The 26,845-nt window shown below is 70.5% G+C and carries 28 protein-coding genes and 1 riboswitch; of the genes, 22 read left to right on the forward strand and 6 right to left on the reverse strand.

Annotation, left to right across the window (positions count from 1 at the left end):
* Positions 1-65: 65 nt before the first annotated feature.
* The 12 genes from rplS to QFZ76_RS35790 all read left to right on the forward strand — a co-directional run bounded on the left by rplS (position 66) and on the right by QFZ76_RS35790 (position 9,948).
* On the forward strand, positions 66-416 hold the full coding sequence (rplS, locus tag QFZ76_RS35735) for a 50S ribosomal protein L19 (RefSeq protein ID WP_266433287.1): 351 nt from the start codon (positions 66-68) through the stop codon (positions 414-416).
* Between the two features lie 45 nt (positions 417-461).
* The gene (lepB, locus tag QFZ76_RS35740) at positions 462-1,202 is read left to right on the forward strand and encodes a signal peptidase I (protein ID WP_307677550.1); all 741 of its coding nucleotides are present in this window, start codon (positions 462-464) and stop codon (positions 1,200-1,202) included.
* Positions 1,195-2,292 (forward strand): signal peptidase I, encoded by a 1,098-nt coding sequence (gene lepB, locus QFZ76_RS35745; protein WP_307677551.1) that lies wholly within the window; start codon positions 1,195-1,197, stop codon positions 2,290-2,292. Before lepB (QFZ76_RS35740) ends, lepB (QFZ76_RS35745) begins: the two co-directional genes overlap by 8 nt.
* Positions 2,180-3,160, forward strand: coding sequence for a signal peptidase I (lepB, locus tag QFZ76_RS35750; RefSeq protein ID WP_307677552.1), 981 nt, complete (start codon positions 2,180-2,182; stop codon positions 3,158-3,160). The genes lepB (QFZ76_RS35745) and lepB (QFZ76_RS35750) overlap by 113 nt, the downstream gene beginning before the upstream one ends.
* A 94-nt stretch (positions 3,161-3,254) precedes the next feature.
* On the forward strand, positions 3,255-4,031 hold the full coding sequence (gene lepB / locus QFZ76_RS35755; RefSeq protein WP_307677553.1) for a signal peptidase I: 777 nt from the start codon (positions 3,255-3,257) through the stop codon (positions 4,029-4,031).
* Positions 4,021-4,542: an NUDIX hydrolase gene (locus tag QFZ76_RS35760; RefSeq protein ID WP_307677554.1), complete on the forward strand. Its 522-nt coding sequence runs from the start codon at positions 4,021-4,023 to the stop codon at positions 4,540-4,542. Before lepB (QFZ76_RS35755) ends, QFZ76_RS35760 begins: the two co-directional genes overlap by 11 nt.
* Positions 4,543-4,598: 56 nt before the next feature.
* Positions 4,599-4,907 (forward strand): DUF2469 domain-containing protein, encoded by a 309-nt coding sequence (locus QFZ76_RS35765; RefSeq protein WP_069765426.1) that lies wholly within the window; start codon positions 4,599-4,601, stop codon positions 4,905-4,907.
* Positions 4,908-5,026: 119 nt separating this feature from the next.
* The gene (locus QFZ76_RS35770) at positions 5,027-5,398 is read left to right on the forward strand and encodes a YraN family protein (RefSeq protein ID WP_307677555.1); all 372 of its coding nucleotides are present in this window, start codon (positions 5,027-5,029) and stop codon (positions 5,396-5,398) included.
* 1 nt (position 5,399) lies between these two features.
* Positions 5,400-7,025, forward strand: coding sequence for a YifB family Mg chelatase-like AAA ATPase (locus QFZ76_RS35775; RefSeq protein ID WP_307677556.1), 1,626 nt, complete (start codon positions 5,400-5,402; stop codon positions 7,023-7,025).
* Positions 7,022-8,182, forward strand: a complete 1,161-nt coding sequence (dprA, locus tag QFZ76_RS35780) for a DNA-processing protein DprA (RefSeq protein ID WP_307677557.1) — start codon at positions 7,022-7,024, stop codon at positions 8,180-8,182. The genes QFZ76_RS35775 and dprA overlap by 4 nt, the downstream gene beginning before the upstream one ends.
* 282 nt (positions 8,183-8,464) lie before the next feature.
* On the forward strand, positions 8,465-9,307 hold the full coding sequence (gene whiG / locus QFZ76_RS35785; RefSeq protein ID WP_266433269.1) for an RNA polymerase sigma factor WhiG: 843 nt from the start codon (positions 8,465-8,467) through the stop codon (positions 9,305-9,307).
* Between the two features lie 83 nt (positions 9,308-9,390).
* A complete protein-coding gene (locus QFZ76_RS35790; RefSeq protein WP_307680225.1) occupies positions 9,391-9,948 on the forward strand; it encodes a TetR/AcrR family transcriptional regulator in 558 nt (185 codons plus the stop codon).
* A gap of 242 nt (positions 9,949-10,190) precedes the next feature.
* On the opposite strand, the gene QFZ76_RS35795 is transcribed toward QFZ76_RS35790, so the two are convergent.
* The gene (locus QFZ76_RS35795) at positions 10,191-10,781 is read right to left on the reverse strand and encodes a murein hydrolase activator EnvC (protein ID WP_307677558.1); all 591 of its coding nucleotides are present in this window, start codon (positions 10,779-10,781) and stop codon (positions 10,191-10,193) included.
* A gap of 272 nt (positions 10,782-11,053) precedes the next feature.
* Between QFZ76_RS35795 and rpsB the strand changes: the two genes are divergently transcribed.
* The 10 genes from rpsB (at position 11,054) to QFZ76_RS35845 (ending at position 21,813) form a co-directional block, all read left to right on the forward strand.
* On the forward strand, positions 11,054-12,019 hold the full coding sequence (gene rpsB / locus QFZ76_RS35800) for a 30S ribosomal protein S2 (RefSeq protein WP_307677559.1): 966 nt from the start codon (positions 11,054-11,056) through the stop codon (positions 12,017-12,019).
* Positions 12,020-12,117: 98 nt separating this feature from the next.
* Positions 12,118-12,954 (forward strand): translation elongation factor Ts, encoded by an 837-nt coding sequence (gene tsf, locus QFZ76_RS35805; protein WP_266433263.1) that lies wholly within the window; start codon positions 12,118-12,120, stop codon positions 12,952-12,954.
* A 185-nt stretch (positions 12,955-13,139) separates the two neighbouring features.
* Positions 13,140-13,898 (forward strand): UMP kinase, encoded by a 759-nt coding sequence (gene pyrH, locus QFZ76_RS35810; RefSeq protein WP_266433261.1) that lies wholly within the window; start codon positions 13,140-13,142, stop codon positions 13,896-13,898.
* A 130-nt stretch (positions 13,899-14,028) separates the two neighbouring features.
* Positions 14,029-14,586, forward strand: a complete 558-nt coding sequence (frr, locus tag QFZ76_RS35815; RefSeq protein ID WP_266433260.1) for a ribosome recycling factor — start codon at positions 14,029-14,031, stop codon at positions 14,584-14,586.
* Complete coding sequence (locus QFZ76_RS35820) at positions 14,586-15,803, forward strand: phosphatidate cytidylyltransferase (protein WP_307677560.1); 1,218 nt, start codon at positions 14,586-14,588, stop codon at positions 15,801-15,803. The genes frr and QFZ76_RS35820 overlap by 1 nt, the downstream gene beginning before the upstream one ends.
* Positions 15,804-15,980: 177 nt before the next feature.
* Positions 15,981-16,430, forward strand: coding sequence for an SRPBCC family protein (locus QFZ76_RS35825; protein ID WP_307677561.1), 450 nt, complete (start codon positions 15,981-15,983; stop codon positions 16,428-16,430).
* 252 nt (positions 16,431-16,682) lie between these two features.
* Positions 16,683-17,789: a 23S rRNA (adenine(2503)-C(2))-methyltransferase RlmN gene (gene rlmN / locus QFZ76_RS35830; RefSeq protein WP_307677562.1), complete on the forward strand. Its 1,107-nt coding sequence runs from the start codon at positions 16,683-16,685 to the stop codon at positions 17,787-17,789.
* Between the two features lie 24 nt (positions 17,790-17,813).
* A riboswitch (TPP riboswitch) is annotated at positions 17,814-17,919 on the forward strand.
* An 89-nt stretch (positions 17,920-18,008) separates the two neighbouring features.
* Positions 18,009-19,088, forward strand: coding sequence for a thiamine ABC transporter substrate binding subunit (locus tag QFZ76_RS35835; RefSeq protein ID WP_307677563.1), 1,080 nt, complete (start codon positions 18,009-18,011; stop codon positions 19,086-19,088).
* Positions 19,064-20,737, forward strand: a complete 1,674-nt coding sequence (locus QFZ76_RS35840; protein WP_307677564.1) for an iron ABC transporter permease — start codon at positions 19,064-19,066, stop codon at positions 20,735-20,737. Before QFZ76_RS35835 ends, QFZ76_RS35840 begins: the two co-directional genes overlap by 25 nt.
* A 53-nt stretch (positions 20,738-20,790) precedes the next feature.
* A complete protein-coding gene (locus tag QFZ76_RS35845) occupies positions 20,791-21,813 on the forward strand; it encodes an ABC transporter ATP-binding protein (RefSeq protein WP_307677565.1) in 1,023 nt (340 codons plus the stop codon).
* Positions 21,814-22,020: 207 nt separating this feature from the next.
* Here the strand turns inward: QFZ76_RS35845 and QFZ76_RS35850 are convergent, their stop codons facing one another.
* The 5 genes from QFZ76_RS35850 to QFZ76_RS35870 all read right to left on the reverse strand — a co-directional run bounded on the left by QFZ76_RS35850 (position 22,021) and on the right by QFZ76_RS35870 (position 26,719).
* The gene (locus QFZ76_RS35850; protein ID WP_307677566.1) at positions 22,021-22,710 is read right to left on the reverse strand and encodes an LAETG motif-containing sortase-dependent surface protein; all 690 of its coding nucleotides are present in this window, start codon (positions 22,708-22,710) and stop codon (positions 22,021-22,023) included.
* A gap of 146 nt (positions 22,711-22,856) precedes the next feature.
* Positions 22,857-23,978 carry an LOG family protein gene (locus QFZ76_RS35855; RefSeq protein ID WP_307677567.1) on the reverse strand — a complete coding sequence of 374 codons (1,122 nt, stop codon included), beginning with the start codon at positions 23,976-23,978 and terminating at the stop codon, positions 22,857-22,859.
* A 23-nt stretch (positions 23,979-24,001) separates the two neighbouring features.
* Positions 24,002-24,418, reverse strand: coding sequence for a VOC family protein (locus QFZ76_RS35860; protein WP_307677568.1), 417 nt, complete (start codon positions 24,416-24,418; stop codon positions 24,002-24,004).
* 106 nt (positions 24,419-24,524) lie between these two features.
* The gene (locus QFZ76_RS35865) at positions 24,525-25,994 is read right to left on the reverse strand and encodes a hypothetical protein (RefSeq protein WP_307677569.1); all 1,470 of its coding nucleotides are present in this window, start codon (positions 25,992-25,994) and stop codon (positions 24,525-24,527) included.
* A complete protein-coding gene (locus QFZ76_RS35870) occupies positions 25,976-26,719 on the reverse strand; it encodes an ABC transporter ATP-binding protein (RefSeq protein ID WP_307677570.1) in 744 nt (247 codons plus the stop codon). The genes QFZ76_RS35865 and QFZ76_RS35870 overlap by 19 nt, the downstream gene beginning before the upstream one ends.
* Positions 26,720-26,845: the final 126 nt, after the last annotated feature.

Here is a 26,845-nt window from a genome sequence, read left to right on the forward strand (position 1 = left end):
ACGACTCCTTCCAGAGACCTAGATTCCGTTGATGACCTGTGGCATCAGCGAGGAAAGCAGACGAAATGTCCAACCTGCTCGACTCCGTCGACTCCGCGTCGCTGCGCAGCGACGTCCCGGCCTTCCGCCCGGGTGACACCGTCAACGTCCACGTCCGCGTCATCGAGGGCAACCGCTCCCGTGTGCAGCAGTTCAAGGGCGTAGTCATCCGTCGCCAGGGCGCCGGTGTCCGCGAGACCTTCACGGTCCGCAAGGTCTCCTTCTCCGTCGGCGTCGAGCGCACCTTCCCGGTGCACACCCCGATCGTCGAGAAGATCGAGCTCGTCACCCGCGGTGACGTGCGTCGCGCCAAGCTCTACTACCTGCGCGAGCTGCGCGGCAAGGCCGCGAAGATCAAGGAGAAGCGCGACAACTGATCTCGCGCGGGGTCCCACAGAGGGGCCGGATAGCATCTGGCCCCGATGGACACCGAAGCACAGCCGACGGAGCGCGACCGCTCCTCCCGCCCCTTTGATGCCGAGGAGATCTCGGACACAGGGGGGCCGGAGGGCCGGTCGCGTTTCGTGTTGGTGACGCGGGCCGCCACGTGGCTGCCCGGCGGGCGGATCAGCCTCGCCCTGTTGGTCTGTCTGCTGTTCCTGCTGCTGCTCAGCAACTTCGTGCTGCAGCCCTTCCAGATTCCCAGCGGATCCATGGAAGGCGGATTGAGGATCGGGGACCGCGTTCTCGTAAATAAGTTGGCGTACCGTTTCGGTGCCGATCCGCAGCGCGGCGATGTCGTCGTGTTCGACGGAACCGGGTATTTCGGGGACGGGGACTACGTCAAGCGCGTTGTGGGGGTAGGGGGAGACCACGTGGTCTGCTGTGACAAGGAGGGGAGGATCGAGGTGAACGGCCGGTCGGTCGACGAGTCGACGTTCCTGTATCCCGGTGACAGCCCCTCCACGGTGTCCTTCGACGTCGAGGTGCCCGTCGGCACCCTGTTCGTCCTCGGCGACCACCGCAGCGACTCCAGCGACTCCCGCGACCACCTGGGCTCACCGGGCGGCGGCATGATCCCCGTCGACGAGGTCATCGGACGAGCCGACTGGATCCTCTGGCCCGTCGGCCACTTCACCCGCCTCCACCGCCCCGACGCCTACGCGCGCGTGCCCACCCCGGAGACGACTGAGCCCGGACCAGCGGACGGCGCCCATGGGTAACCGCGGCAAACCGCGCGGTGTGCCCGAGAGCGCGGCCGACAACCTGCTGCCCACCGGCTCCCGACGTTCCTCCTCCGCCTCGTCCGCCGGTCGTACCCGCGCCGAGCGGCGCAAGCTCCAGCGCAAGGTCAAGCGGCGCCGCAGGCGCGGAGCGGTCAAGGAGATACCCCTCCTCGTCGGTGTCGCCGTCCTCATAGCGCTCGTCCTGAAGACCTTCCTCGTCCAGGCGTTCGTGATCCCGTCCGGCTCCATGGAGCAGACGATCCAGATCGGCGACCGGGTCCTGGTCGACAAGTTCACCCCGTGGTTCGGCTCCAAGCCCGCGCGCGGAGACGTGGTCGTGTTCAAGGACCCCGGAGGCTGGCTCAACGACGAGACGACCACCACGAAGAAGGACGACCCCATCGTCGTCAAGCAGGTCAAGGAGGTGCTCACCTTCATCGGCCTGCTGCCGTCCGACGACGAGAAGGACCTCATCAAGCGGGTCGTCGGCGTCGGCGGCGACCGCGTCAAGTGCTGTGACACCCAGGGGCGCGTCACCGTCAACGACGTTCCCCTGACCGAGCAGGACTACCTGTATCCCGGCAACGCCCCCTCCACGACCGAGTTCGACATCACCGTCCCGCCGGGGCGGCTGTGGGTGATGGGCGATCACCGGGCCAACTCCGCGGACTCCCGCGCGCATCAGAACACCGACTACCGGGGCACGGTCTCCGAGGACTCGGTAGTGGGCCGGGCCAGGGTCATCGCCTGGCCCTTCGGCCACTGGAGCTCGCTGGAGGAGCCGAAAACCTACGCTTCCGTGTCCGACTCGGCGACCGGGTCGACCGCGGCCGCTCCGCCGTCGCTTAGGGTTGCACCCGACGATCCGAACGCATCGATCCAACTCCCGAGCCCTGCGGCATTCCCGCTCGTTATGGGAGTGGTGGGCCTGCGCCGAATGTGGGGCAGGCGGCGGCACAGAGTAAGGAGTTGGCGTGGGGGATGTGGCGGTTGGCGCACGGTCCGGGCACGACGGCGAGGAGCACCGCGGGCGCCCCGTGGAATCCGCCGGCCCGGCCGCGAACAGCGCCGTGACCTCCGGGAGTGACTCCGGGGCGACCGAGGACGGCACGATGACCGAGGACACCGGGACGGGCGACGAGGGGCCGGGTGGCTCGGCCCCCAAGGGGAAGAAGCCGCGCTCCTTCTGGAAGGAGCTGCCCATTCTGATCGGCATCGCGCTGGTGCTCGCGCTGCTGATCAAGACGTTCCTGGTGCAGGCGTTCTCGATCCCCTCCGACTCGATGCAGAACACCCTCCAGGAGGGTGACCGCGTCCTGGTCGACAAGCTCACCCCGTGGTTCGGCTCCGAGCCCGAGCGCGGCGAGGTCGTCGTCTTCCACGACCCGGCCAACTGGCTGGCGGGCGAGCCGGTGGCGGACCCGAACGCGGTGCAGACGTTCCTCAGCTGGATCGGCCTGATGCCGTCCGCGGAGGAGAAGGACCTGATCAAGCGGGTCATCGGCGTCGGCGGCGACACCGTGTCGTGCTCGGGCACCGGCCCGCTGAAGGTCAACGGCAAGGCGCTGGACGAGGCGTCGTACGTCTATCCCGGCAACACGCCGTGCAGCCAGGACGACCAGGGCGGCCAGTTCACGGTGAAGGTTCCCAAGGGCTTCATCTGGGTCATGGGCGACCACCGGCAGAACTCGCGCGACTCGCGCTACAACCAGAACGACAAGAACAAGGGCATGGTCCCGGTGGACGAGGTCGTCGGCCGCGCCATCGTGAAGGCCTGGCCGATCAACCGCTGGGGCACCCTGCCGGTCCCGGACACCTTCGACCAGTCCGGTCTGAACACCCAGTCGTCGGCGTCCCCGGCCCTGACGGTCGCGCCGGACGCGCTCGCCCTCGTCGGCGTGGTGCCGGTGGCGCTGTGGCGCCGTCGGAAGATCACCGTCGTCGCGACACGCTGAGGTCAAGGCTCGACAAAACCCTCGTACAGCTTGTGACCTTGGTCGGGGCCGAAGGGCTGACCGGGTCAGGTACCGCCGGGTAGGGTGCGGATCCATGGGTGGCGAGAGCACGACGCGTACGGCCCCGCGCAGCGGGGACACAGGCCCGGTGGGCAGCCGGACCGGACAGCGACTGTCCGGACTGGCCGTCGCACTGGGCCTTGTGCTGTTCCTCGGGGGCTTCGCCTGGGGAGCGGTGGTCTACCGCCCGTACACCGTGCCCACCGGCTCGATGACGCCCACGATCGACGCCGGCGACCGGGTCCTGGCCCAGCGGGTCGACGGCGGTGAGATACGCCGTGGCGACGTCGTCGTGTTCTCGGACAAGACCTGGGTGACCAACGCCCCCGTGGTCAAGCGAGTGGTCGCGGTCGGCGGCGACACGGTGGCGTGTTGCAGCAAGGGCAAGCTGACCGTCAACGGCAAGCAGATCGACGAACCGTATCTGCCCGAGGGGAGCGCGGCCGAGATCACGGGCTTCCCGACCGTGACGGTGCCGGAGGGCCGGCTGTTCCTGCTGGGCGACGAGCGAGCGGGCTCCCTGGACTCCTCGACCCACCTCACCGACGCGGCGAACGGCACGGTGGCCCGGAGCGCCGTGACGGCCCGGGTGGACGCCGTGGTCTGGCCCATGAACGGCATGCTGGGGCGGCCGACCGGCTTCGAGGCGCTCGGCACGCTGTCCTCGCCGGGACCGCTCCGTACGATCGTCGCGCTGATCGTCGTCGGGGCCGTGCTCGTCCTCGGCGGAGGCGCGTACGGACCGGTCGCCAAGCTGCTCGGCGGGCGCTCCCGCTCCCGGACGCGGACGGAGCCGGCCGGTGCCCGCTGAGGCGACGGACACGTACGAGGGTGGCCTGCGCAAGGTGGCACGGGTGGTCCTCCTCGACCCCGAGGACCGCATCCTCCTGTTGCACGGCCATGAGCCGGACGATCCGGCCGACGACTGGTGGTTCACCCCCGGCGGCGGCCTGGAGGGCGACGAGACACGTGAAGAGGCCGCGCTCAGGGAACTCGCCGAGGAGACCGGCATCACCGAGGTCGAGCTCGGCCCGGTGCTCTGGCGGCGGACGTGCTCGTTCCCGTTCGCCGGCCGCCGCTGGGACCAGGACGAGTGGTACTACCTGGCCCGGACGGCTCATACGCCCAGCGTGGTGCCCGCGGCCATGGGGCTGACCGAGCTGGAGCGGCGCAGTGTCGCCGGAGCGCGCTGGTGGACGTGTCGGGAACTGAACCAGGCACATGAGACGGTGTATCCGACCAGACTCGCCGAGCTGCTGCGCAGGCTGCTCGACGAAGGTCCCCCGGCCGGACCCGTGACCCTGGACACCGAAATCGTCTAGGGGCTCGCGGGGCTGGCGCACAATGGTGGGATCGCACGGCTGAAGGGGAACATGCCATGAGCGCCGAGGACCTCGAGAAGTACGAGACCGAGATGGAGCTCAAGCTCTACCGGGAGTACCGCGATGTCGTCGGTCTGTTCAAATACGTGATCGAGACCGAGCGGCGCTTCTATCTGACCAACGACTACGAGATGCAGGTGCACTCGGTCCAGGGCGAGGTGTTCTTTGAGGTGTCCATGGCGGATGCCTGGGTGTGGGACATGTACCGGCCGGCTCGGTTCGTGAAGCAGGTGCGGGTGCTCACGTTCAAGGACGTGAACATCGAGGAGCTGAACAAGAACGATCTGGAGCTGCCCGGCGGGTGAGATCGCGGGTGAGGTTCCCTCTCCGGGGTGGCGGAGTTTTCCACAACCGGTGAGTAGTCCACCAAGATCAACTTGGTCGGCCTGAGTGCGTGACGGTTGGCGCCGGAGGTGGTGCCGACATGAACACACATCAGGCACGCAGTGCACTCGGCAAGTACGGCGAGACGCTGGCCGCGCGGCGGCTGGCGGAGGCCGGGATGACGGTCCTGGAGCGCAACTGGCGCTGTGGCAGGACCGGCGAGATCGACATCGTGGCGCGGGACGGGGACGTCCTGGTCGTCTGCGAGGTCAAGACGCGGCGGGCCGGGCTCTTCGAGCATCCGATGGCCGCGGTGACCCCCGACAAGGCGGAGCGCCTGCGAGGCCTCGCCGAACGCTGGATCCACGCACACGGAGGGGCACCGCCGGGAGGGGTCCGCATCGACCTGGTGGGGGTCGTCCTGCCCAGCCGCGGGGCGCCCGTGGTCGAGCATGTGCGGGGGGTGGCCTGAGATGGGGTTCGCGCGTACGTGCTCGGTGGCGCTGGTGGGCGTCGAGGGCGTGGTGGTCGAGGTCCAGGCCGACCTGGAGCCCGGGGTCGCGGCGTTCACGCTGGTGGGACTGCCGGACAAGAGCCTGACGGAGAGCCGGGACCGGGTCCGGGCGGCGGTGGTCAATTCGGGCGCCACCTGGCCCCAGAAGAAGCTGACGGTCGGCCTGAGTCCGGCGTCCGTCCCGAAGAGCGGCAGCGGTTTCGATCTCGCCGTCGCGGCGGCGGTGCTGGGGGCGGCCGAGCGGATCGATCCGCGGGTGCTCGCCGACATCGTGATGATCGGAGAAGTGGGCCTGGACGGTCGCGTGCGGCCGGTGCGGGGCATCCTGCCGGCGGTGCTGGCCGCGGCGGACGCCGGCTACGAACAGGTGGTGGTACCGGAAAGTGCCGCCGCCGAGGCATCCCTGGTGCCCGGTGTGTCGGTGCTGGGGGTGCGCAGCCTGCGGCAGCTGATCGCGGTCCTCGCCGACGAGCCCGTGCCGGACGAGGAGCCGGACGAGGTGGGCCGCCCCGACCCGCTCCTCGCCGGACTGCGGGTGCCGGGCACCGGCGCGGCCACCGGCATGCACAGTGTGGGTGCCGCCCAGCTCGACCACGGCCATGACCTCGCCGATGTCGTCGGCCAGATCTCGGCACGCACGGCCGTGGAGGTCGCCGCGGCGGGCGGACATCACCTGTTCCTGGAGGGTCCGCCCGGTGCCGGGAAGACGATGCTCGCGGAGCGGCTGCCCGCCATCCTGCCGCGGCTCGGCCGGATCGAGTCGCTGGAGGTCACGGCGGTGCATTCGGTGGCCGGCCTGCTGCCTCCGGGCAAGCCGCTGATCGACGTCGCCCCCTACTGCGCCCCGCACCACTCGGCGACGATGCAGGCGCTGGTCGGCGGGGGGCCCGGCATCGCCCGTCCCGGGGCGGTGTCGCTGTCTCACCGAGGTGTGCTCTTTCTGGACGAGACACCCGAGTTCAACAGCCAGGCACTGGACGCCCTCCGGCAGCCCCTGGAGGCCGGGCATGTCGTGATCGCACGCACTGCGGGCGTGGTGCGCTTCCCGGCGAAGTTCCTGATGGTGCTGGCCGCCAACCCCTGCCCGTGCGGCCGCTTCTCCCGGACGGACGACTTGTGCGAGTGCCCGCCCTCGGCGATCCGGCGCTACCAGGCCAGGCTGTCCGGCCCCCTCCTCGACCGGGTCGACCTGCGGGTCGAGGTGGACCGGGTCACCCGCGCCCAGCTGACCGAGCGCGGTGCGCGGGGCGAGTCCACGGCCACCGTGGCCGGCCGGGTCCGGGAGGCCAGGGAACGAGCGGTGGCCCGGCTGGCCGGTACCCCGTGGCGCACGAACAGCGAGGTTCCCGGACGCGAGCTGCGCAGCCGCTGGCATGCCGTACCCGGTGCCATGGACGACGCGGAGCGGAACCTGGAGCGGGGCGTGCTGACCGCTCGCGGGATCGACCGCGTGCTGCGCGTGGCCTGGACCGTCGCGGACCTCGTCGGCCACGACCGTCCCGACGCGACGGACGTCGCCCTGGCGCTGCAACTGCGCACGGGAGTGCCACGGGGCGTTCCCATGGCCATCGGAGCGCTGACGTGAGTGTCGGCGACGAACCGGACGGCGAGCTGATCGGGCGGGTCTTCCTCGCCCGGGTCATCGAGCCCGGTGACGAGGTCGCCGGGCGGTGGGTGCGGGAGTACGGGGTGCGGGAGGTGGTCCGGCGGTTGCGGGGCGGTGGGGTGCCGTTGCCCGGGGTGAGTGACAAGAGGTGGGCCGGGCTGCTCGGGCGGGCGGCGGCGGCCGAGCCCGGGCGGGATCTCGCCGTCGCGCGGGACGCCGGGGTGCGGTTCGTGGGGCCGGGCGACGCCGAGTGGCCGGGACAGCTCGACGACCTGGGGGACGCCCGGCCCCTGGGCCTGTGGGTGCGTGGAAAGCCCAGCCTGCGTATGTGGGCGCTCCGCTCGGTGGCCGTGGTCGGCGCCCGCGCCTGCACCGAGTACGGCGCCCACATGGCCGCCACCCTCGCCGCGGACCTCGCCGAACGCGGCTGGGTCGTGGTGTCCGGCGGTGCCTACGGGGTCGACGGCGCCGCCCATCGCGGTGCCCTCGGTGCCGGCGGCGCCACCGTCGCCGTACTCGCCTGCGGAGTGGACCGGCCCTACCCGCGCGGACACACCCAGTTGATCAGCAGGATCGCGGAACAGGGGCTGGTGATCGGGGAGTTGCCGCCCGGCGATCACCCGACACCGAGCAGATTCGTCCTGCGGAACCGGGTCATCGCCGCGCTTACCCGGGGCACGGTCGTCGTCGAGGCCGCCCACCGCAGCGGTTCGCTGGTCACCGCACGTGCGGCGCAGCGCCTGGGCCGCCACACCATGGGCGTGCCCGGTCCGGCCACCAGCGGCCTCTCCGCCGGTGTGCACGAGCTGCTGCGCGGGGAAGCGGTGCTGGTCACGGACGCCGCGGAAGTCGTCGAACTCGTCGGCGACATGGGGGAGCTGGCCCCGGACCGGCGCGGGCCCGTGCTGCCGCGTGATCTGCTCGACGCCGCCGCCCGGCGGGTCCTGGCCGCACTGCCCGGACGCCGCGCGGCGACGCCGGACGAGATCGCGCGCGGCGCGCTGACGACCCGGGACGACGCGATCGCGAGGCTGTACGAACTCCGATCACTTGGTTACGTCGAACGACACGGCGACGGCTGGAAGTTGACACGCCAGGCAATGATCTCCGCGGGCGGTGGCGGACGCGGCTGTTGACCGAGCGTGTTCGGCCGTCCGAGGGAACCCTGATGCCCTTGGAAATTCCCGCAGTTGGCGCCCTCCGGTGATCACGTAGAGCGACGGACGGGGCTCGGCAGGGCGTCCAGCGGAACGTATCTGCGCATGGTCCGAGCCTCGCCCTTCGCGCACCGCGACACTTCAGTCACGCTACGCTCACGAGGATTCCGACACAGACAGGCGACTCGGCATCAGAACCCCATCAGTCCGACAGCTCACCCAGGTCCCCCCACTTCACGGCAGAACGGCACAAGGCGACGAATGCCCCAGCACACCTCCGGGTCCGACCGGGCGGCGATCCCCCCAGCCGCCCGCGACGGTGGCAGCGTGCGGCCGCCCGCTCCCTCGACGCTCGACGAGCTGTGGCGGTCGTACAAGGCGACGGGGGACGAGCGGCTGCGCGAGCAGCTGATCCTGCACTACTCACCGCTCGTGAAGTACGTGGCGGGACGGGTGAGCGTCGGTCTGCCGCCCAATGTGGAGCAGGCGGACTTCGTCTCGTCGGGGGTCTTCGGGCTCATCGACGCGATCGAGAAGTTCGACGTCGACCGGGAGATCAAGTTCGAGACGTACGCGATCACCCGGATCCGCGGCGCGATGATCGACGAGCTGCGGGCGCTGGACTGGATCCCGCGGTCCGTACGGCAGAAGGCACGCAACGTCGAGCGGGCCTACGCCACGCTGGAGGCGCGGCTGCGGCGGACGCCGAGCGAGGGGGAGGTGGCCGCCGAGATGGGCATCGCGGTCGACGAACTCCACGCCGTCTTCAGTCAGTTGTCGCTGGCGAACGTGGTGGCTCTGGAGGAGCTGCTGCACGTCGGCGGTGAGGGCGGCGACCGGCTGAGCCTCATGGACACGCTGGAGGACACCGCCGCGGACAACCCGGTGGAGGTGGCCGAGGACCGGGAACTGCGGCGGTTCCTGGCGCGGGCGATCAACACCTTGCCCGAGCGGGAGAAGACCGTGGTGACGCTGTACTACTACGAAGGGCTCACGCTCGCCGAGATCGGGAACGTGCTGGGGGTGACCGAGAGCCGGGTGAGTCAGATCCACACCAAGTCGGTGCTCCAGCTGCGCGCGAAGCTGGCGAGTTTCGGTCGCTGAGGGCGCGGAGCGGTAGGAGCCACTCCCGCCGGCGATGCTCCGTCCGTAGAGTGGTTGACGTGCCAAGGATTCGAGCGGCCTCCGTGGCCGAGCACCGGTCGATGCAGCGAGCCGCCCTGCTGGACGCGGCTCGTTCCCTGTTGTCCGAGGGCGGGACGGAGGCGCTGACCTTCCCGGCCCTGGCCGAGCGGACGGGTCTCGCGCGGTCGTCCGTGTACGAGTACTTCCGGTCGCGGGCCGCCGTGGTCGAGGAGCTGTGCGAGGTCGACTTTCCCGTGTGGGCGGCCGAGGTGTCGGCGGCGATGGAGCGGGCCGGGACACCTGACGCCAAGGTCGAGGCGTATGTGCGCCGGCAGCTGGCGCTGGTCGGGGACCGGCGGCACCGGGCTGTCGTGGCGATCTCCGCGAGTGAGCTGGATGCGGGGGCTCGGGAGAAGATCCGGGCCGCGCACGGGGGGCTGGTGGCGATGATCGTCGAGGCGTTGGGGGAGATGGGGCACGAGCAGCCTCGGATGGCGGCGATGTTGTTGCAGGGGGTTGTGGATGCGGCGGTGCGGCGGATCGAGCTGGGGGCGGCGGAGGAGCCGGGCGTGGTTACGGAAGCGGCGGTTTCTATGGCTCTGCGGGGTGTCCGAGGCTGACGCGTCGACTGTTGCTGGGCGGGGGTGGGTCGCGCAACCCGGCGCCGGCGGGGTGCCGCTGCGCCCACCCGTGCCGCCCCAGCGGCACGACTGCCCGCAGCTACGGTGGCCGGGGCAGGACTCGCAGCTGCGGTGGCTGGGGCGGGATCCGCAGCTGCGGTGGGGGGCGGGACTCGCAGCTGCGGTGGCCGGGACGGGACCCGCAGCTACGGCGGCTGGGACGGGACCCGCAGCTACGGAGGTCACGGCGGTACCGGTACGCCGATCACCGGCAGGAGCCGCGAGGGTCCTCGGGTGAGCAGCCAGGGTGGCAGCAGCGACAGTGGGTCAAGGTAGGTCTCGCCTCTGCGTAGGCCCCAGTGCACGCACGCAGTCGTGCAGTGCGAGCCGGTCGGCTCCACCGTGCCCACCACCTCGCCCGCCGCCACCTCCTCGCCCTTCTTCACCGACGCCCGTACCGGCTCGTACGTCGTGCGCAGGGGTGGGTCGCCCGTCCCCGGCAGTTCCACCGAGACGACCCCCTTGCCGGCCACCCGGCCCGCGAAGGACACCCGGCCCGCCGCGACCGCTCGTACTGGTGTGCCGGGGGCGGCCGTGAGGTCGACGCCTCGGTGGCCGCGGCCGTAGGGCGTCGCGGGGGGTTCCCAGCCGCGCAGGATCGGTGGGCGGGTGCCCACCGGCCAGGTGCGGCCGAGGGGCGGGACGGAGGTGTCCGTGGCCGCCGGGCGGAAAGGGGTCGGCAGGCTGCTCGGTGGGGGCGTGCAGGTCAGCACTGTCGCCGTCAGAAGCAGCAGCAGCCCCGTCCACGTAGCCAGACATCGCATCGCTCGCATGCGAGAACGGTCCCGCACGCGCTCCGCTCCCGGCCGGGGCCTGTGGACTACTCCCTGGTTGTGGACAGCGGCGTCACCCGGTGCCTCGCGGGTCCCGTACACTTCTTCTGGCGATCCGGGTCACCGGGTCGACTTCGCACGCCCCGACATCAGGCCGTCACAAAGCTGGTGTCAGCGCCTCTCGGTCCCTAGCGGCAAGGCGCATCGCGGGCGTCAGGCGCGAGTGCCATCCGGCGCGCGCGGCACAACCGAGAACACCAAGGAGAACGGCCATGGCCGTCGTCACGATGCGGGAGCTGCTGGAAAGCGGCGTCCACTTCGGTCACCAGACCCGTCGTTGGAACCCGAAGATGAAGCGGTTCATCTTCACGGAGCGCAACGGCATCTACATCATCGACCTGCTCCAGTCGCTGTCGTACATCGACCGCGCCTACGAGTTCGTCAAGGAGACCGTCGCCCACGGCGGCACGGTCATGTTCGTCGGCACGAAGAAGCAGGCGCAGGAGGCCATCGCCGAGCAGGCCACCCGCGTCGGCATGCCCTACGTCAACCAGCGCTGGCTGGGCGGCATGCTCACCAACTTCTCGACCGTCTACAAGCGTCTGCAGCGCCTCAAGGAGCTCGAGCAGATCGACTTCGAGGACGTCGCCGCGTCCGGTCTGACCAAGAAGGAGCTTCTCGTGCTCTCGCGCGAGAAGGCCAAGCTGGAGAAGACCCTCGGTGGTATCCGCGAGATGTCCAAGGTTCCCAGCGCCGTCTGGATCGTGGACACCAAGAAGGAGCACATCGCGGTCGGCGAGGCCCGGAAGCTCAACATCCCGGTCGTCGCCATCCTCGACACCAACTGCGACCCCGACGAGGTCGACTACAAGATCCCCGGCAACGACGACGCGATCCGCTCCGTCACGCTGCTCACCCGTGTGATCGCCGACGCGGTCGCCGAGGGCCTCATCTCCCGCTCCGGTGTCGCCACCGAGGGCAAGGGCGACAAGGCCGCGGGCGAGCCGCTGGCCGCGTGGGAGCGCGACCTGCTCGAGGGCGAGAAGAAGGCCGACGAGGCCGAGGCCCCCGCCGCTGCCGAGGCTGCTGCCGAGGCCCCCGCCGCTGAGGCCCCCGCCGCCGAGGCGCCGGCCGAGGAGGCCGCTGCTGAGGCTCCGGCCGAGGCTGCCGCCGAAGCGCCCGTCGAGGCTGAGGCCCCCGCCGCCGAGGCCCCTGCCGCGGACGCCGAGCAGGCCTGACCCCTCACACACCTTCGGGTTCTGGACGGCGGGGGCCCACGAAGCCCCCGCCGTCCGGCACCGGTAGATCTTCAGACTTCGAGAGAGATTCCAGAATCATGGCGAACTACACCGCCGCCGACGTCAAGAAGCTCCGCGAGCTCACCGGCGCCGGCATGATGGACTGCAAGAAGGCGCTGGACGAGGCCGAGGGCAACGTCGAGAAGGCAGTCGAGGCGCTCCGCATCAAGGGCCAGAAGGGCGTCGCCAAGCGCGAGGGCCGCTCCGCCGAGAACGGCGCCGTGGTCTCGATCATCGCTGACGACAACTCCTCCGGCGTCCTCGTCGAGCTGAAGTGCGAGACGGACTTCGTCGCCAAGGGTGACAAGTTCCAGGCCGTCGCCACCACGATCGCCGAGCACGTCGCCAAGACCGCCCCGGCCGACCTCGAGGCGCTGCTCGCCTCCGAGATCGAGCCCGGCAAGACCGTCCAGGCGTTCGTGGACGAGGCCAACGCCACCCTGGGCGAGAAGATCGTCCTGGACCGCTTCGCGGTGTTCGCGGACGGCTTCGTGACGGCGTACATGCACCGCACGATGCCCGACCTGCCGCCGCAGATCGGTGTCCTCGTCGAGCTCGACAAGCCCAACGCCGAGATCGCCAAGGGCGTCGCCCAGCACATCGCCGCCTTCGCGCCGAAGTACCTCTCCAAGGAGGACGTGCCGGCCGAGGTCGTCGAGTCCGAGCGCCGCGTCGCCGAGGAGACCACCCGCGCCGAGGGCAAGCCCGAGGCCGCCCTGCCGAAGATCGTCGAGGGTCGCGTCAACGGCTTCTTCAAGGACGCCACGCTGCTCGGCCAGCCGTACGCGCTCGACAACAAGAAGTCCGTCCAGAAGGTTCTGGACGAGGCAGGTGTCACCCTGAAGCGCTTCACGCGCATCAAGGTCGGCATCTGAGTCCGTACCGCGATCGACGCGCGACCCCGATAGGGTCGGCAGCAGTCGTCCGCGTACGCCGTCACATGTGTGGCGGACGACAGCAGATCTGACGAGGAGGCCATTGCCGCGCATGGGATGCGAACCACACCCCACCGGCAATGGCCTTCTTCGTATGTGTGACCCGTCAAAGAAGTGAGAACGCCATGACCACCAAGGCCCAGAAGAGCGACGACGGCAAAGTACGCGGGCGGTTTCTGCTGAAGCTGTCCGGAGAGGCGTTCGCCGGTGGCGGGGGCCTGGGCGTCGACCCCGATGTGGTGCACAAGATCGCCCGCGAGATCGCGGCGGTCGTGCGGGACGGCGCGGAGATCGCCGTCGTCATCGGCGGCGGCAACTTCTTCCGCGGTGCCGAACTCCAGCAGCGCGGCATGGACCGCGCCCGCTCCGACTACATGGGCATGCTCGGCACGGTCATGAACTGCCTCGCCCTCCAGGACTTCCTGGAGAAGGAGGGCATCCAGTCCCGGGTACAGACCGCCATCACCATGGGCCAGGTCGCCGAGCCGTACATTCCGCTGCGCGCCGTCCGGCACCTGGAGAAGGGCCGTGTGGTCATCTTCGGCGCCGGTATGGGCATGCCGTACTTCTCCACCGACACCACCGCCGCCCAGCGCGCCCTGGAGATCGACGCCGAGGCGCTGCTCATGGGCAAGAACGGCGTGGACGGGGTCTACGACTCCGACCCGAAGACCAACCCCGACGCGGTCAAGTTCGACGCCCTCGGCTACGGCGAGGTCATCACCCGCGACCTCAAGGTCGCCGACGCCACGGCCGTCACGCTGTGCCGCGACAACAAGCTCCCGATCCTGGTGTTCGAGCTTCTGGCCGAGGGCAATATCGCGCGCGCCGTCAAGGGTGAGAAGATCGGCACGCTTGTGGGTGACCAAGTCAGCCAGGGCTGATGACCCTGACCGGGGGATGGACAATGTCCTGCCGGTCGGGAACCGTGCAGGAAGAAGACGCGACGCAGCCGGCCGCCGCCCCCACCAAGGAACCGCAGCCGGGCCTACTCAAGACACGCAGGAGCAAGTGGTGATCGAAGAGACCCTCCTCGAGGCCGAGGAGAAGATGGAGAAGGCCGTCGTGGTCGCCAAGGAGGACTTCGCCGCGATCCGCACCGGTCGTGCGCACCCGGCGATGTTCAACAAGATCGTGGCGGAGTACTACGGCGCGCCGACGCCGATCAACCAGCTGGCTTCGTTCTCCGTGCCGGAGCCGCGCATGGCGGTCGTGACGCCGTTCGACAAGACCGCGCTGCGCAACATCGAGCAGGCGATCCGCGACTCCGACCTGGGCGTCAACCCGAGCAACGACGGCAACATCATCCGAGTGGTGTTCCCCGAGCTGACCGAGGAGCGCCGCCGCGACTACATCAAGGTCGCCCGGAGCAAGGCCGAGGACAGCAAGGTTTCCATCCGCTCGGTGCGCCGCAAGGCCAAGGACGCCATCGACAAGCTCGTCAAGGACGGCGATGTCGGTGAGGACGAGGGCCGCCGTGCGGAGAAGGAGCTCGACGACACCACCCACAAGTACGTCGCCCAGGTGGACGAGCTCCTCAAGCACAAGGAAGCGGAGCTGCTCGAGGTCTGATGAACGACTCTTCCTGGGGCTCTCCGCCACAAACCGGGCCACCCGCCGGGTACTGGGGGCCCACCGACCAGGGCCCTGCCCAAGGGGCCGGCCCGGCGGGTCCCACGTACGATGCGCATGACGCGCAGCAGACTCGCCCCATGCCCATCGTGCCCGACGTACCCGCACATGGCGGAGACCAGGATGACGACCGGGGGGCCGCTCGGCTGAGTGGCCCCTTGTTCCGCGACGAGACGCCGCAGCCGCCGTACGAGGTACGGCAGTCGCAGCCGTACGACCCGCCGCAGGCCCCGTCCTACGGCCCTGACGACATGCAGCAGACGCCGTCCTACGGGGCGGTGCCGCAGAATCCGGAGCCCATGCCCGACTCCTCCTCGCAGCCGGCGTCCGCGCCGCAGAAGAAGAGCGCGGGCCGTGACCTGAGTGCGGCCATAGGGGTCGGCGTCGGGCTGGGCGTGGTGATCGTCGCGTCGCTGTTCGTCGTCAAGGCCGTGTTCGTCGGGGTCATAGCGGTCGCCGTCGTGGTGGGCCTGTGGGAGCTGACGAGGCGGCTGGAGGAGCGCAAGGGCATCAAGGCGCCCCTGGTGCCGCTCGCGCTCGGCGGGGCGGCCATGGTGGTCTCAGGTTACGTCCGGGGTGCCGAGGGCGCGTGGGTGGCGATGGCGCTCACCGCGCTGGCCGTTCTGGTCTGGCGGATGACGGAACCGCCGGAGGGCTATCTCAGGGACGTCACCGCGGGTGTCTTCGCGGCCTTCTACGTCCCGTTCCTGGCCACGTTCGTCGCCATGATGCTCGCCGCCGACGACGGACACCGGCGCGTGGTGACGTTCCTGCTGCTGACGGTCGTGAGCGACACCGGGGCGTACGCCATCGGCTGGCGCTTCGGCAAGCACAAGCTCGCTCCGCGCATCAGCCCGGGCAAGACCCGCGAGGGCCTGCTCGGAGCGGTGAGTTTCGCCATGGCGGCGGGCGCGCTGTGCATGCAGTTCCTGATTGAGGACGGCACCTGGTGGCAGGGGCTGATCCTCGGCTTCGCGGTCGCGGCCAGCGCCACGCTGGGCGACCTCGGCGAGTCGATGATCAAGCGGGACCTGGGCATCAAGGACATGGGCACGCTGCTGCCGGGGCACGGCGGCATCATGGATCGCTTGGACTCTTTGCTGCCCACGGCTCCGGTGGTGTGGCTGCTGATGGTGATCTTCGTCGGGTCAGGCTGACCGTCGTCGCGTCCGGTCGTGGCCGGTCGTGTCCGGCTGACCGTCGTACGTCGTTCTCGTGGGGCCCTCGCTTCGGCGGGGGCTCCTCGGGTTTCCGGGCGATGGCCTCCCCGGCCGGGGAGTGGGACGATTCCGGTGTAAGCCCTCAAATGGGTTCACCCTGGAAGGAGGGGTGCGATGTCCGCCATCCGAGAAGTGATCGATGTCGACTGCAGCCCCGACGAGGTCTACGCGTATGTCACGGACTCCTCTCACCTGCCCGAGTGGCAGCTGAGCGCGGTCTCCGCGCAGCGGCTCGACGAGGGTCCGCTGCAGGAGGGCTCCCGGGTCCGGGTCACCCGGCGCATCGGCACCCGTGAGATGCCGATGACCGTGGAGTTCACCGAGGTCGTCCCGCCGGTCAGCTGGGGTCTGCACGGCGTCGACGGTCCGGTCAGGCCGAGCGTCCACGGTGAGATCGAGCCGCTCGACGACGGGCGACGCTCCCGCGTGACGATCGACGTCGACTTCGAGGGCCACGGCCTCGGCAAGGTCCTCGTCCCTCTCGTCGTCCGCCCACAGCTCCGCAAGGAACTGCCGCGCGACGAGCAACTGCTCAAGGAACAGCTGGAGCACCCGACGGCGTAGCCCGGCTGGTGGGCGGCCCATTAAGGTCCGCCCATGGAGCGGGCGCGGCTGGATGGCGGCGGCAGGTGTCGCGGTGATCTGCCGTGTCAGTGGTGCGGCGCGCTGCTCGACCAGGGCGGCCGGCGCCGGGTGCGGCGCTACTGCGGAGGCCGGCCCGGATCAGGTTCTACGTCACTCGGATTGTTCTCGTGATCACCGACGGCTTCTGAGCCGACCGGGGCATGCGAGTGGATCTGCGACACTGGTACAGCCATGCCTAAGCCCGGAGAACTCACTTTCGTCGCCCCGCGCGGAGCCAAGAAGCCGCCGCGGCACCTCGCCGACCTCACGCCCGCCGAGCGCAAGGAAGCGGTGGCCGCGGTCGGTGAGAAGCCGTTTCGTGCCAAGCAGCTCTCGCAGCACTACTTCGCGCGGTACGCGCACGACCCGCAGGAGTGGACGGACATCCCGGCCGGCTCCCGCGGCCGGCTCCAGGAGGCGCTGCTTCCCGACCTGATGTCGGTCGTCCGGCACCAGTCGACCGACCAGGACACCACCCGCAAGACGCTGTGGCGGCTGTTCGACGGGACGCTCGTCGAGTCGGTGCTGATGCGCTACCCGGACCGGGTGACCATGTGCATCAGCTCGCAGGCGGGCTGCGGCATGAACTGCCCGTTCTGCGCGACCGGGCAGGCGGGCCTGGACCGGAACCTGTCCACCGCCGAGATCGTGCACCAGATCGTGGACGGGATGCGCGCGCTGCGGGACGGCGAGATTCCCGGTGGTCCGGCGCGGCTCAGCAACATCGTTTTTATGGGTATGGGTGAGCCCCTCGCCAACTACAACCGGGTTGTGGGGGCCATCCGCCGGCTCACCGACCCCGAGCCGGACGGGCTCGGGCTCTCGCAGCGTGGGATCACCGTCTCGACGGTCGGACTCGTCCCGGCGATCAACCGCTTCACCGACGAGGGCTTCAAGTGCCGGCTCGCCATCTCCCTGCACGCCCCCGACGACGAGCTGCGCGACACTCTCGTCCCCGTGAACACGCGGTGGAAGGTGCGCGAGGTCCTGGACGCCGGCTTCGCGTACACGGAGCGGTCCGGGCGCCGGCTGTCCATCGAGTACGCGCTGATCCGGGACATCAACGACCAGGCGTGGCGCGGTGACCGGCTCGGGCGGCTGCTCAAGGGCAAGCCCGTGCACGTCAATCTCATTCCGCTGAACCCGACGCCGGGCTCGAAGTGGACCGCCTCCCGTCCCGAGGACGAGAAGGCGTTCGTCGAGGCCATCGCCGCTCATGGTGTGCCGGTCACCGTCCGGGACACCCGTGGACAGGAGATCGACGGGGCGTGTGGTCAGCTCGCCGCGACCGAGCGGTAGTGTGACGTCCGTACGTACATCTTCATATTCCGACAGGGGAGCGCCACAGCGCTGAGAGTGCGGCACCGGCCGCAGACCCTCTGAACCTCGCCCAGGTCATTCTGGGTAGGAAGTTCGGTCACTACTCGAGCTGTTGCGCCCTGCCCGGGAGCTCTCGGACTTTTCCGAGGCGCCCGGGCAGGGCCGCGTCTCTTCCTGGCCACCCCCAGGAGGAATTCTGTGAGCATCACCAAGAAGGCCACGGTTGTCGCCGTGGGACTCGGCCTCGTCACGCTCTCCGCGTGCGGGTCCTCCGACGGCGGGAGCGGCGGCGGGGACTCCAAGACCGTGACCCTCGTCAGCCACGACTCGTGGGCCGTCTCGAAGAACGTCCTCGCGGACTTCGAGAAGCAGTCCGGCTACAAGGTCAGGGTCCTCAAGGACGGCGACGCCGGGCAGGCCGTCAACAAGGCGATCCTGACCAAGGACAACCCGCAGGGCGACGTCTTCTTCGGCGTCGACAACACCCTGCTGTCCCGGGCCCTCGACAACGGTCTCTTCCAGTCGTACGAGGCGAAGGGCTCCGACCTGGTCCTGCCCGAGTACCGGGCCGACGAGGACAAGCACCGGGTCACGCCGATCGACACCGGCGACATCTGCGTCAACTACGACAAGGCGTACTTCAGCAAGCACAAGCTGACCCCGCCCACCTCGTTCGACGACCTGATCAAGCCCGCGTACAAGAACCTCCTCGTCACCGAGAACGCCTCCACCTCCTCGCCGGGACTGGGATTCCTGCTCGGCACGGCCGCGAAGTACGGCGACGACGGCTGGGCGGACTACTGGAAGAAGCTCAAGGCCAACGGCGTCAAGGTCGTCGACGGCTGGGAGCAGGCCTACAACGAGGAGTTCTCCGGCTCCTCCACCGGCAAGAAGACCGGCGCCGACCGGCCGCTCGTCGTCTCCTACGCCTCCTCGCCGCCCGCCGAGGTGATCTACGCCGACCCGAAGCCGACAACAGCGCCGACCGGCGTCGCCACCGGTACCTGCTTCCGCCAGGTCGAGTACGCGGGTCTGCTGAGCAACGCCTCGAACGCCAAGGGCGGCAAGGCGCTCCTGGACTTCCTGCTCACGAAGGAGTTCCAGGACGACATGCCGCTGAACATGTTCGTCTACCCGGTGCGGGAGGGCGCGCAGGTGCCGGCCGAGTTCACGAAGTACGGTCCGCAGGCCAAGGATCCCGAGACCATGGACCCGGCCGAGATCGCCGACAACCGTGACCAGTGGGTCAAGTCGTGGACCTCGCTCGTACTGAAGTAGCCCCGCGCAAGGGCCCCGGGAAGAGCGCGGCGGCGCGGCTCGGCCTCATCGCCGTTCCCGTCGCGTTCTTCGCGGTCTTCTTCGCCTACCCCGTCGCCGCGATCGTCGTCCGCGGACTCAAGGTCGACGGGGTGTGGCACCTCGGCCGGATCGCGGACGTGCTCGGGCAGTCCGACGTCCGGCACGTGCTGTGGTTCACCACCTGGCAGGCGCTGGCCTCCACCGCGCTCACGCTGCTGATCGCGCTGCCGGGCGCGTATGTCTTCGCCCGCTTCGAGTTCCCCGGCAAGCAGGTCCTGCGGGCCGTCGTCACCGTCCCCTTCGTGCTGCCGACGGTCGTCGTCGGTACGGCGTTCCTGGCGCTCGTCGGGCGCGGCGGGCTGTTGGACGAGCTGTGGGGCGTACGCCTCGACACGACCGTGTGGGCGATCCTGCTGGCGCACGTCTTCTTCAACTACGCGGTGGTCGTACGGACCGTCGGCGGGCTCTGGGGACAGCTGGACCCGCGGCAGGAGGAGGCCGCGCGGATGCTCGGCGCCTCCCGGCTCGCGGCCTGGCGGAAGGTGACGCTGCCCGCGCTCGCGCCCGCCGTGGCCGCCGCCGCGCTGATGGTGTTCCTCTTCACCTTCACCTCCTTCGGTGTGGTGCAGATCCTCGGCGGGCCGACCTTCTCGACGCTCGAAGTCGAGATCTACCGGCAGACGTCCGAGATCTTCGACCTGTCCACCGCCGCCGTGCTGACGCTGATCCAGTTCGTGGCGGTGGGTGGGATCCTCGCCCTGCACGCGTGGACCGTACGGCGGCGGGAGACCGCCCTGCGGCTGGTAGACGCGTCCGTGACCGCACGCCGGCCGCGCGGGGCCGGTCAGTGGGCGCTGCTGGCCGGCGTCCTCGTCTGTGTCGTCGTCCTGCTTCTGCTGCCGCTCGCCGTCCTGGTGCAGCGGTCCCTCGACGCGCCCGACTTCGCCTACTACCGGGCGCTGACCAGCGAGGACGGCGGGCTCTTCCTGGTGCCGCCGATCGAGGCGATCGGCAACTCGCTGCAGTACGCCGTCGTGGCCACCGCCATCGCCGTGCTGATCGGCGGTCTGGCCGCCGTGGCGCTCACCCGCCGGGACGCGGGCCGGTTCGTACGCGGGTTCGACGCGCTGCTGATGCTGCCGCTCGGGGTGTCCGCGGTGACCGTCGGGTTCGGGTTCCTGATCGCGCTGGACGAGCCGCCGCTGGACCTGCGGTCCTCGTGGATCCTGGTGCCGCTCGCGCAGGCACTGGTCGGCGTCCCCTTCGTCGTACGGACCATGCTGCCCGTGCTGCGGGCGGTGGACGTACGGCTGCGGGAGGCGGCCGCCGTGCTGGGGGCGTCGCCCTGGCGGGTGTGGCGGGAGGTCGATCTGCCGATGGTGCGGCGGGCGCTGCTGATCGCGGCCGGGTTCGCCTTCGCGGTCTCGCTCGGGGAGTTCGGGGCGACGGTGTTCATCGCGCGGCCCGACAACCCGACCCTGCCGGTCGCCGTGGCGCGGCTGCTCGGGCGGGCCGGGGAACTCAACTACGGCCAGGCGATGGCCCTTTCGACGATTCTGATGATCGTGTGCGCGGTGGCGCTGCTGGTGCTCGAGCGGCTGCGGACCGACCGGACCGGGGAGTTCTAGATGCCGGAGAGTTCTCGATCGCCGAGGAGTTCTGGATTGCCGGGAGGCTCTGGATGCTGCTGAGCCTTGAGGACGCGACCGTACGGTTCGGAGGGCGGGCCGTGCTGGACGGGGTCGGCCTCGGTGTCGCCGAGCACGAGATCGTGTGCGTGCTCGGGCCCAGCGGCAGCGGGAAGTCGACGCTGCTGCGGGCGGTGGCCGGGCTCCAGCCCCTGGACAGCGGGCGGGTGTTGCTCGACGGGCGGGACCAGGCGGGCGTGCCCGCGCACAAGCGGGGGGTCGGGCTGATGTTCCAGGACCATCAGCTCTTCCCGCAGCGGGACGTGGGCGGCAATGTCGGGTTCGGGCTGCGGATGCACGGGGCGGCCAAGGAGCTACAGGGCGAGCGGGTGCGGGAGCTGCTCGACCTGGTCGGGCTTCCGGGGGCCGGGCATCGGGCCGTCGCCTCGCTGTCCGGGGGTGAGCAGCAGCGGGTGGCGCTGGCGCGAGCCCTGGCGCCCCGGCCGCGGCTGCTGATGCTGGACGAGCCGCTCGGGCAGCTCGACCGGTCACTGCGGGAGCGGCTGGTCGTCGAACTGCGGGAGCTGTTCGGGCGGTTGGGAACGACTGTGCTCGCGGTGACGCATGACCAGGGCGAGGCCTTCGCGCTCGCCGACCGGGTCGTGGTGATGCGGGACGGGCGGATCGCCCAGTCCGGTACGCCCCTTGAGGTGTGGCAGCGGCCGGCGGACGAGTTCGTGGCCCGTTTCCTCGGCTTCGAGAACGTGGTCGAGGGCAGTGTCGCGGGGGAGGCCGCGGACACGGCCTGGGGCAAGGTGCCGGTCCCTGCGGGGGCTGCGCAGGGGGTGCGTTCTGTGTTGGTGCGGCCGGCGGGGGTGCGGCTGGTGGGGGCGGACGAGGGGCTGCGGTGCGTGGTGGTCGCGCGGACGTTCAAGGGCACGCATGTCGCTGTGCGGTTGCAGCCGGAGGAGGGTGCGCCTCGGTTGGAGGCGGCTTGTGCGTTGCGGGTGGCGCCGGGGGTGGGGGATGTGGTGGGGGTGGAGTTCGACGCGGAGGAGATTGTCGTGCTCGGTTGATCGGCGGGGCGATGTCCCGCGTCTGTGCGTTGTGGGGTGCCCGGCGTCGGGGTCGGCGTCGGGTGGGTTCGCTCACCGGCGCTGGCCGGGTGCCGCTCTCGGTAGGTCGGGAGCCGCCCCAGCGGCACGACTGCCCGCAGCTAGGTGCGACGGCGGTGGCCCGTCGCCTCTCTGTGAGGGGACGGGCCACCGTGGTGTGGGGGAGGGTCAGCGGCTGTTGCTCGCTCCGCGGCGGCGGAGGCCGAAGAAGACGGCGCCGCCGCCGATCACGACCAGGGCGGCCGCGATCCCGGCGATGATGCCGGTGTTGGAGTTGGCGCCGGTCTCGGCGAGGTTGGACTCGGCGGCCGCGGGCGACGGGGCGCTGCTCGCGGTGTCCGCCGGGGCGGTGCTGCCGCTCTCGGAGGCCGACGGGCTCGGGGTGATGGTCTCCTCGGCCGGGGTCGAGGCGGAGTCCGACGGCGTCGGGGTGGGCGTCGGCGTCGGGCTGTCCTCGGTCTTGCAGGCCGTCGACGGGGTGGTCAGGTTCGGCTTGATGTCCTCGTCGACGTAGCCCGCGGCCTTGACGTGGATGCGGTACTCGGCGTTCGGCAGCCAGTCCTCTTCGAAGGTGATCGTGGTGCCTGCGGCCGAGCCCTTGACCACCTGCTGGCCGACCTTCTTCACGTCGGCGCCGTTGTTCTCGAGGAACACGGAGACGACGGCCGGGACACCGCCGGCGTCCACGTCGGTGACGGTGATGACGCCCTTGGCGCCGTCGCACTTGGCTTCAGCGGAGAAATCACTGATGCTGCAGGCAAGCGCGCTGCCGGCGGCACCGAGCGTGAGCGCGGCCGAGGCGGTGGCGACACCGAGGATGCGCACGGAACGTGCGACGGTACGGCGAGTTATGGACACGTTTGTCCTTCACGAGTTAAGCAACTGCGGGGGGTTGGTGGGATGTTGATGGATACCAGCATCCCCAAGAGGCTCACAGGTCTATAAGCGCTGCATAAGAAGTGTCAACGCATATGCAGGCTACAAGCGGTTGCTTTACCGTCTGTTTAACTGCCAAGACGTTTCAGCGCCTCCGGAGCTTCCTCGATCCGGTCAACCAGGGCGATTCGGGCCTCCATCGAACGCTCCCGAGCGAGCGCCTGAAGCAGCGGCCACGTGGGCAGCCGTTCCGTCCAGTGCGCACGGTCCACGAGAACCATCGGCGTGGGCTCGCCGCGCGACTCGTAGTAGTTCGGCGTCGCGTTGTCGAAGATCTCCTGTACGGTCCCGGCGGCGCCCGGCAGGAAGACCACCCCCGCGGTGCAGCGGGCCAGCAGGCCGTCCTCGCGGGTGGCGTTGGCGAAGTATTTGGCGATGTGCGAGGCGAAGGCGTTCGGCGGCTCGTGGCCGTAGAACCACGTCGGAATGCCGACGGAGGTACCGCCCTTCGGCCACCGGGAACGCACCTCGAAGGCGGCCGACGCCCATTCGGTGATCGACGGCGTGAACTTCGGTGTCTTGGCGAGGAGTCGGAGCGCGTCGGCCAGCATCGCGTCGTCGTACGGGGCGGCGTACGCGCCGAGGTTCGCCGCCTCCATCGCGCCCGGGCCGCCGCCGGTGGCGACCGTGAGACCGGCGCGGGCCAGCTCCCGGCCGAGCCGTGCGGCACCGGCGTACGCCTCCGTGCCGCGGGCCATCGCATGGCCGCCCATCACACCCACCACGGGTGTCCCGCGCAGGAGTTCGTCGAGGGCGTCCGAGACCGAGTCGTCGTGGATCGAGCGGAGAGTGGAGGCGAATATGTCGTGGTCGGCCTTGGTCCGCTGGAACCAGGCGTACGCGAGGGCGTCGGGTGTGGACTCGTAGCCGTCAGCCAGGGACGCGAACAGCTCGTCGGGAGAGTAGAGCAGGCCCCGGTACGGGTCGAAGGGCAGGTCGGGGACGGGCGGGAAGACCATCGCGCCGTCCGCCCGGACCTTGGCCGCCGCGTCCTGGCGCATGGGGCAGCCGAGGAAGACGGCACCTGCCGTGTCCGTCGTGAGCAACTCGCGCGTACGGTCCGTCAGGTCGACGGCCTGGACCCGGAAGCCGGCGAGCGTCGCGCGGGCCGAGACCGTCGCGTCGAACTCGTCGAGGGTCTCGATCTCACGGTCGTTGTGGTGGGCCGCATGGGCGGGCATCGTCTGCACCCGCCCATGCTAGGCACAGTGGTTCAGCCCTCGACGGCAGTCGGGTCCATCCACATGACCTCCCACGTGTGGCCGTCGAGGTCGTCGAAGGAACGGCCGTACATGAAGCCGTGGTCCTGGGGCTCGCCCGCCGGGGAACCGCCCGCCGCGAGCGCCTTCTCGACCAGCTCGTCGACCTTCTCGCGGCTCTCGGCGCTCAGCGCGATCAGTACCTCGCTGCTCTTCGAGGCGTCGACGATCTCCTTCTTGGTGAAGGTCGAGTAGAACGGCTTGGTGAGCAGCATGGCGACGATGGTGTCGCTGATCACCACGGAGGCCGCGTTGTCGTCGCTGAACTGCGCGTTGATCGAGTACCCCAGCTCCGTGAAGAACTTCTTCGAGGCGTCGAGGTCGTTCACAGGCAGGTTCACGAAGATCATCTGCTGGTACGTCGAGCTCATCGGTCTCTCCCATCGGGTATGTGGCGTTCGGTGGGGTAGACGCTACGACCCGGCGGAACTCATCGGCGGGCGGAAATTCTTTCGCGCCCGGTTCTCGTACGGTCCTTCAGGCGGCCAGCGGCAGCGCCGCCAGCTCGGCCACGATCAGCGTGAGCGGGCCGAACAGGGCCAGCAGCGCGCCGGCGCGGAGGGCGGCGGCACTGCGCAGCATCGTGGCGGGGGCGCCGAGCCGCAGCAGCGCGGCGGTGGTGTCGGCGCGGGCGTGCTTGGCCTCTGTGGCGGCGGTGAGGAGGGTCGCCACCGTGCAGCCGGTCACCAGGAGCAGGCCGAGGGTGGTGAGCGGGCCGAAGGAGGGTTCCGCCGTGTCGTACAGCGCGGCCATGGCGTACGCGCCCGAGGCCACCGCGCAGACGACGCCGAGGGGGCGGCCGATGCGGGTGGCCTCCGCCATGAGGACGCGGCCGGCGAGGAGGCGGAGGGCGCCGGGGCGGGCGGTCTGGAGGAGGCGCCCGCAGAGGTGGGTGAGGCCGGGGCCGGCGAGGGCGAGGCCGGTGGCGGTGAGGATCCAGCCGACGAGGACGGAGGCCGGGCCGGCGGTGGCGAGGCCGCCGGGCATGGTGACGGGGGCGCCGGTCGCTGAGCGCGTGGCGTATGCCTCCACCGCGAGGCCCGCGGCGAGTACGGCGATGCCCCAGGGGAGGCCTCGGGGGGCGCCTTGGGGGGCTGGGGGGAGGGCGTTGGGGGCCAGGTCCGGGGTGGTGCTGCCCGGGGTGGGGGTTGCCGCGGGGGTGGGGTCGCTCCCCGGCGCTTGCGGGGTGCCGCCTGCGCCCACCCTCCCCCACTCTCGGCTTCGCTCGAGCGGGGGGACCCCCATCGTCCCAGCGGCACGACTGCCCGCAGGCTGCGCGGCTTGGTCGGTTGCGGGGTGTGTGGAGCGGCTGTCCGTGCCCCGTAGGCGGGCGCCGAAGCGGCCGTACGCTCCGAAGGTCTCCCGCGCGGGCGGGTTGCCGTACGCACCGAAGCGGCCGAACGACCGGCCCGCGGTGCGCGTCGGGGTCGGCCTGTCGTCCCGTGGCCTCAGGACCCAGCCCACCGCCACCGACGCGATCGCCGGTGTCAGGGTGAGCAGGGTCAGGGCGGCCGGCAACGGCAGTGGGTCCTTGGCCGCCAGGAACTCCGATGCCGCGCCGTCGAAGGGCATGCCCGTGAGGTCGCCCCGCAGGTGGAGGAAGACGAGGAGGGCGAGCATCGAGCCCAGCGTGCAGGCGAGGGCCGTTGTGGTGGCCGTGACGGCCATCAGGCGGGTCGGGCCGAGGCCGATGGCCGAGAGGCCGGGGCGGGGTTTGGTGGCGGGGTCGGTGCGGGCCACCGCGACGGCGAAGTGGACCGTGGCGGCCAGCGGAGTCGCACACCAGGCCAGGCGGAGCATCGAGCCCCCGGGGTCGTCCGGGTGGCTCATCGCGTAGCCGAGGGTGCACAGCAGGAGGAAGCCCGTGCCTGCCGAGGCCGCCGCCACCAGGAGGCGGCGCAGTTGGACGGCCGGGTGGGCGCCGCGGGTCAGACGGAGAGCGAGCACGTGGCTGCCCGGCCTTCCGTCTCGGTGACCGGGGGCAGGTGCACGGTGTTCACGCGCCGCCCGTCCAGCAGGGAGATCGTGCGGTCGGCGAGGGCGGCCGTGTCCGCGTCGTGGGTGGCCAGCACCACCGTGATGCCGTGCGAGCGGGCCGCCGTGGTGAGGGTGCGCAGGACGTGGGCGCGGTCGGCGCGGTGCAGGGGCGCGGTCGGCTCGTCGGCGAACAGGACCGTGGGAGCGGGGGCCAGGGCCCGCGCGATGCAGACGCGCTGGCGTTCGGACTGGCGCAGTTCGTGCGGGCGCTTGCGGGTGCTGTCGCCGATGTCGAGGCGCTCCAGCCACTCCAGGGCCGCGGTCTTGGCGCGGCGGCGGCTGGTGCCGCGCAGCATCAGGGGCAGGGCGGCGTTCTCCCAGACGTTCAGCTCGGGGACGAGGGCCGGGGCCGGGTCGATCCAGCCGAAGCGGTCGCGGCGCAGGCGTTCGCGGGTCATCGCGCCCATGGTGTGCACGGGCGCGCTGTTGAACCAGACCTCGCCGCGTTGCGCGGGGACCAGGCCGGACAGGCACCGCAGCAGGGTCGACTTGCCGCTGCCGCGCGGTCCGCTGACGGCGAGGATCTCGCCCTCGCGGACGCCGAGCGAGACGCCGCTGAGCGCGGGCGAGCCGTCTTTGTGGGTGAAGTGCAGGGCGCGTGCCCAGAGCACGTCGTTGTCCGGCGGGGCCACCATGGGCGTACACCTCGTTCAGATCCGTAATTCCCTGTGCCGATCCCCCGTGCGGGGGAACGAAGGCAGGGCCGATCGGTTACAGGGCACGCTAGGGATCCGGGGCCACAACGCCGGACAGCACGCGGC

The sequence above is a fragment of the Streptomyces sp. V4I2 genome, assembly GCF_030817655.1.
In the GTDB taxonomy this organism is placed as follows: Bacteria; Actinomycetota; Actinomycetes; order Streptomycetales; family Streptomycetaceae; genus Streptomyces; species Streptomyces plumbiresistens.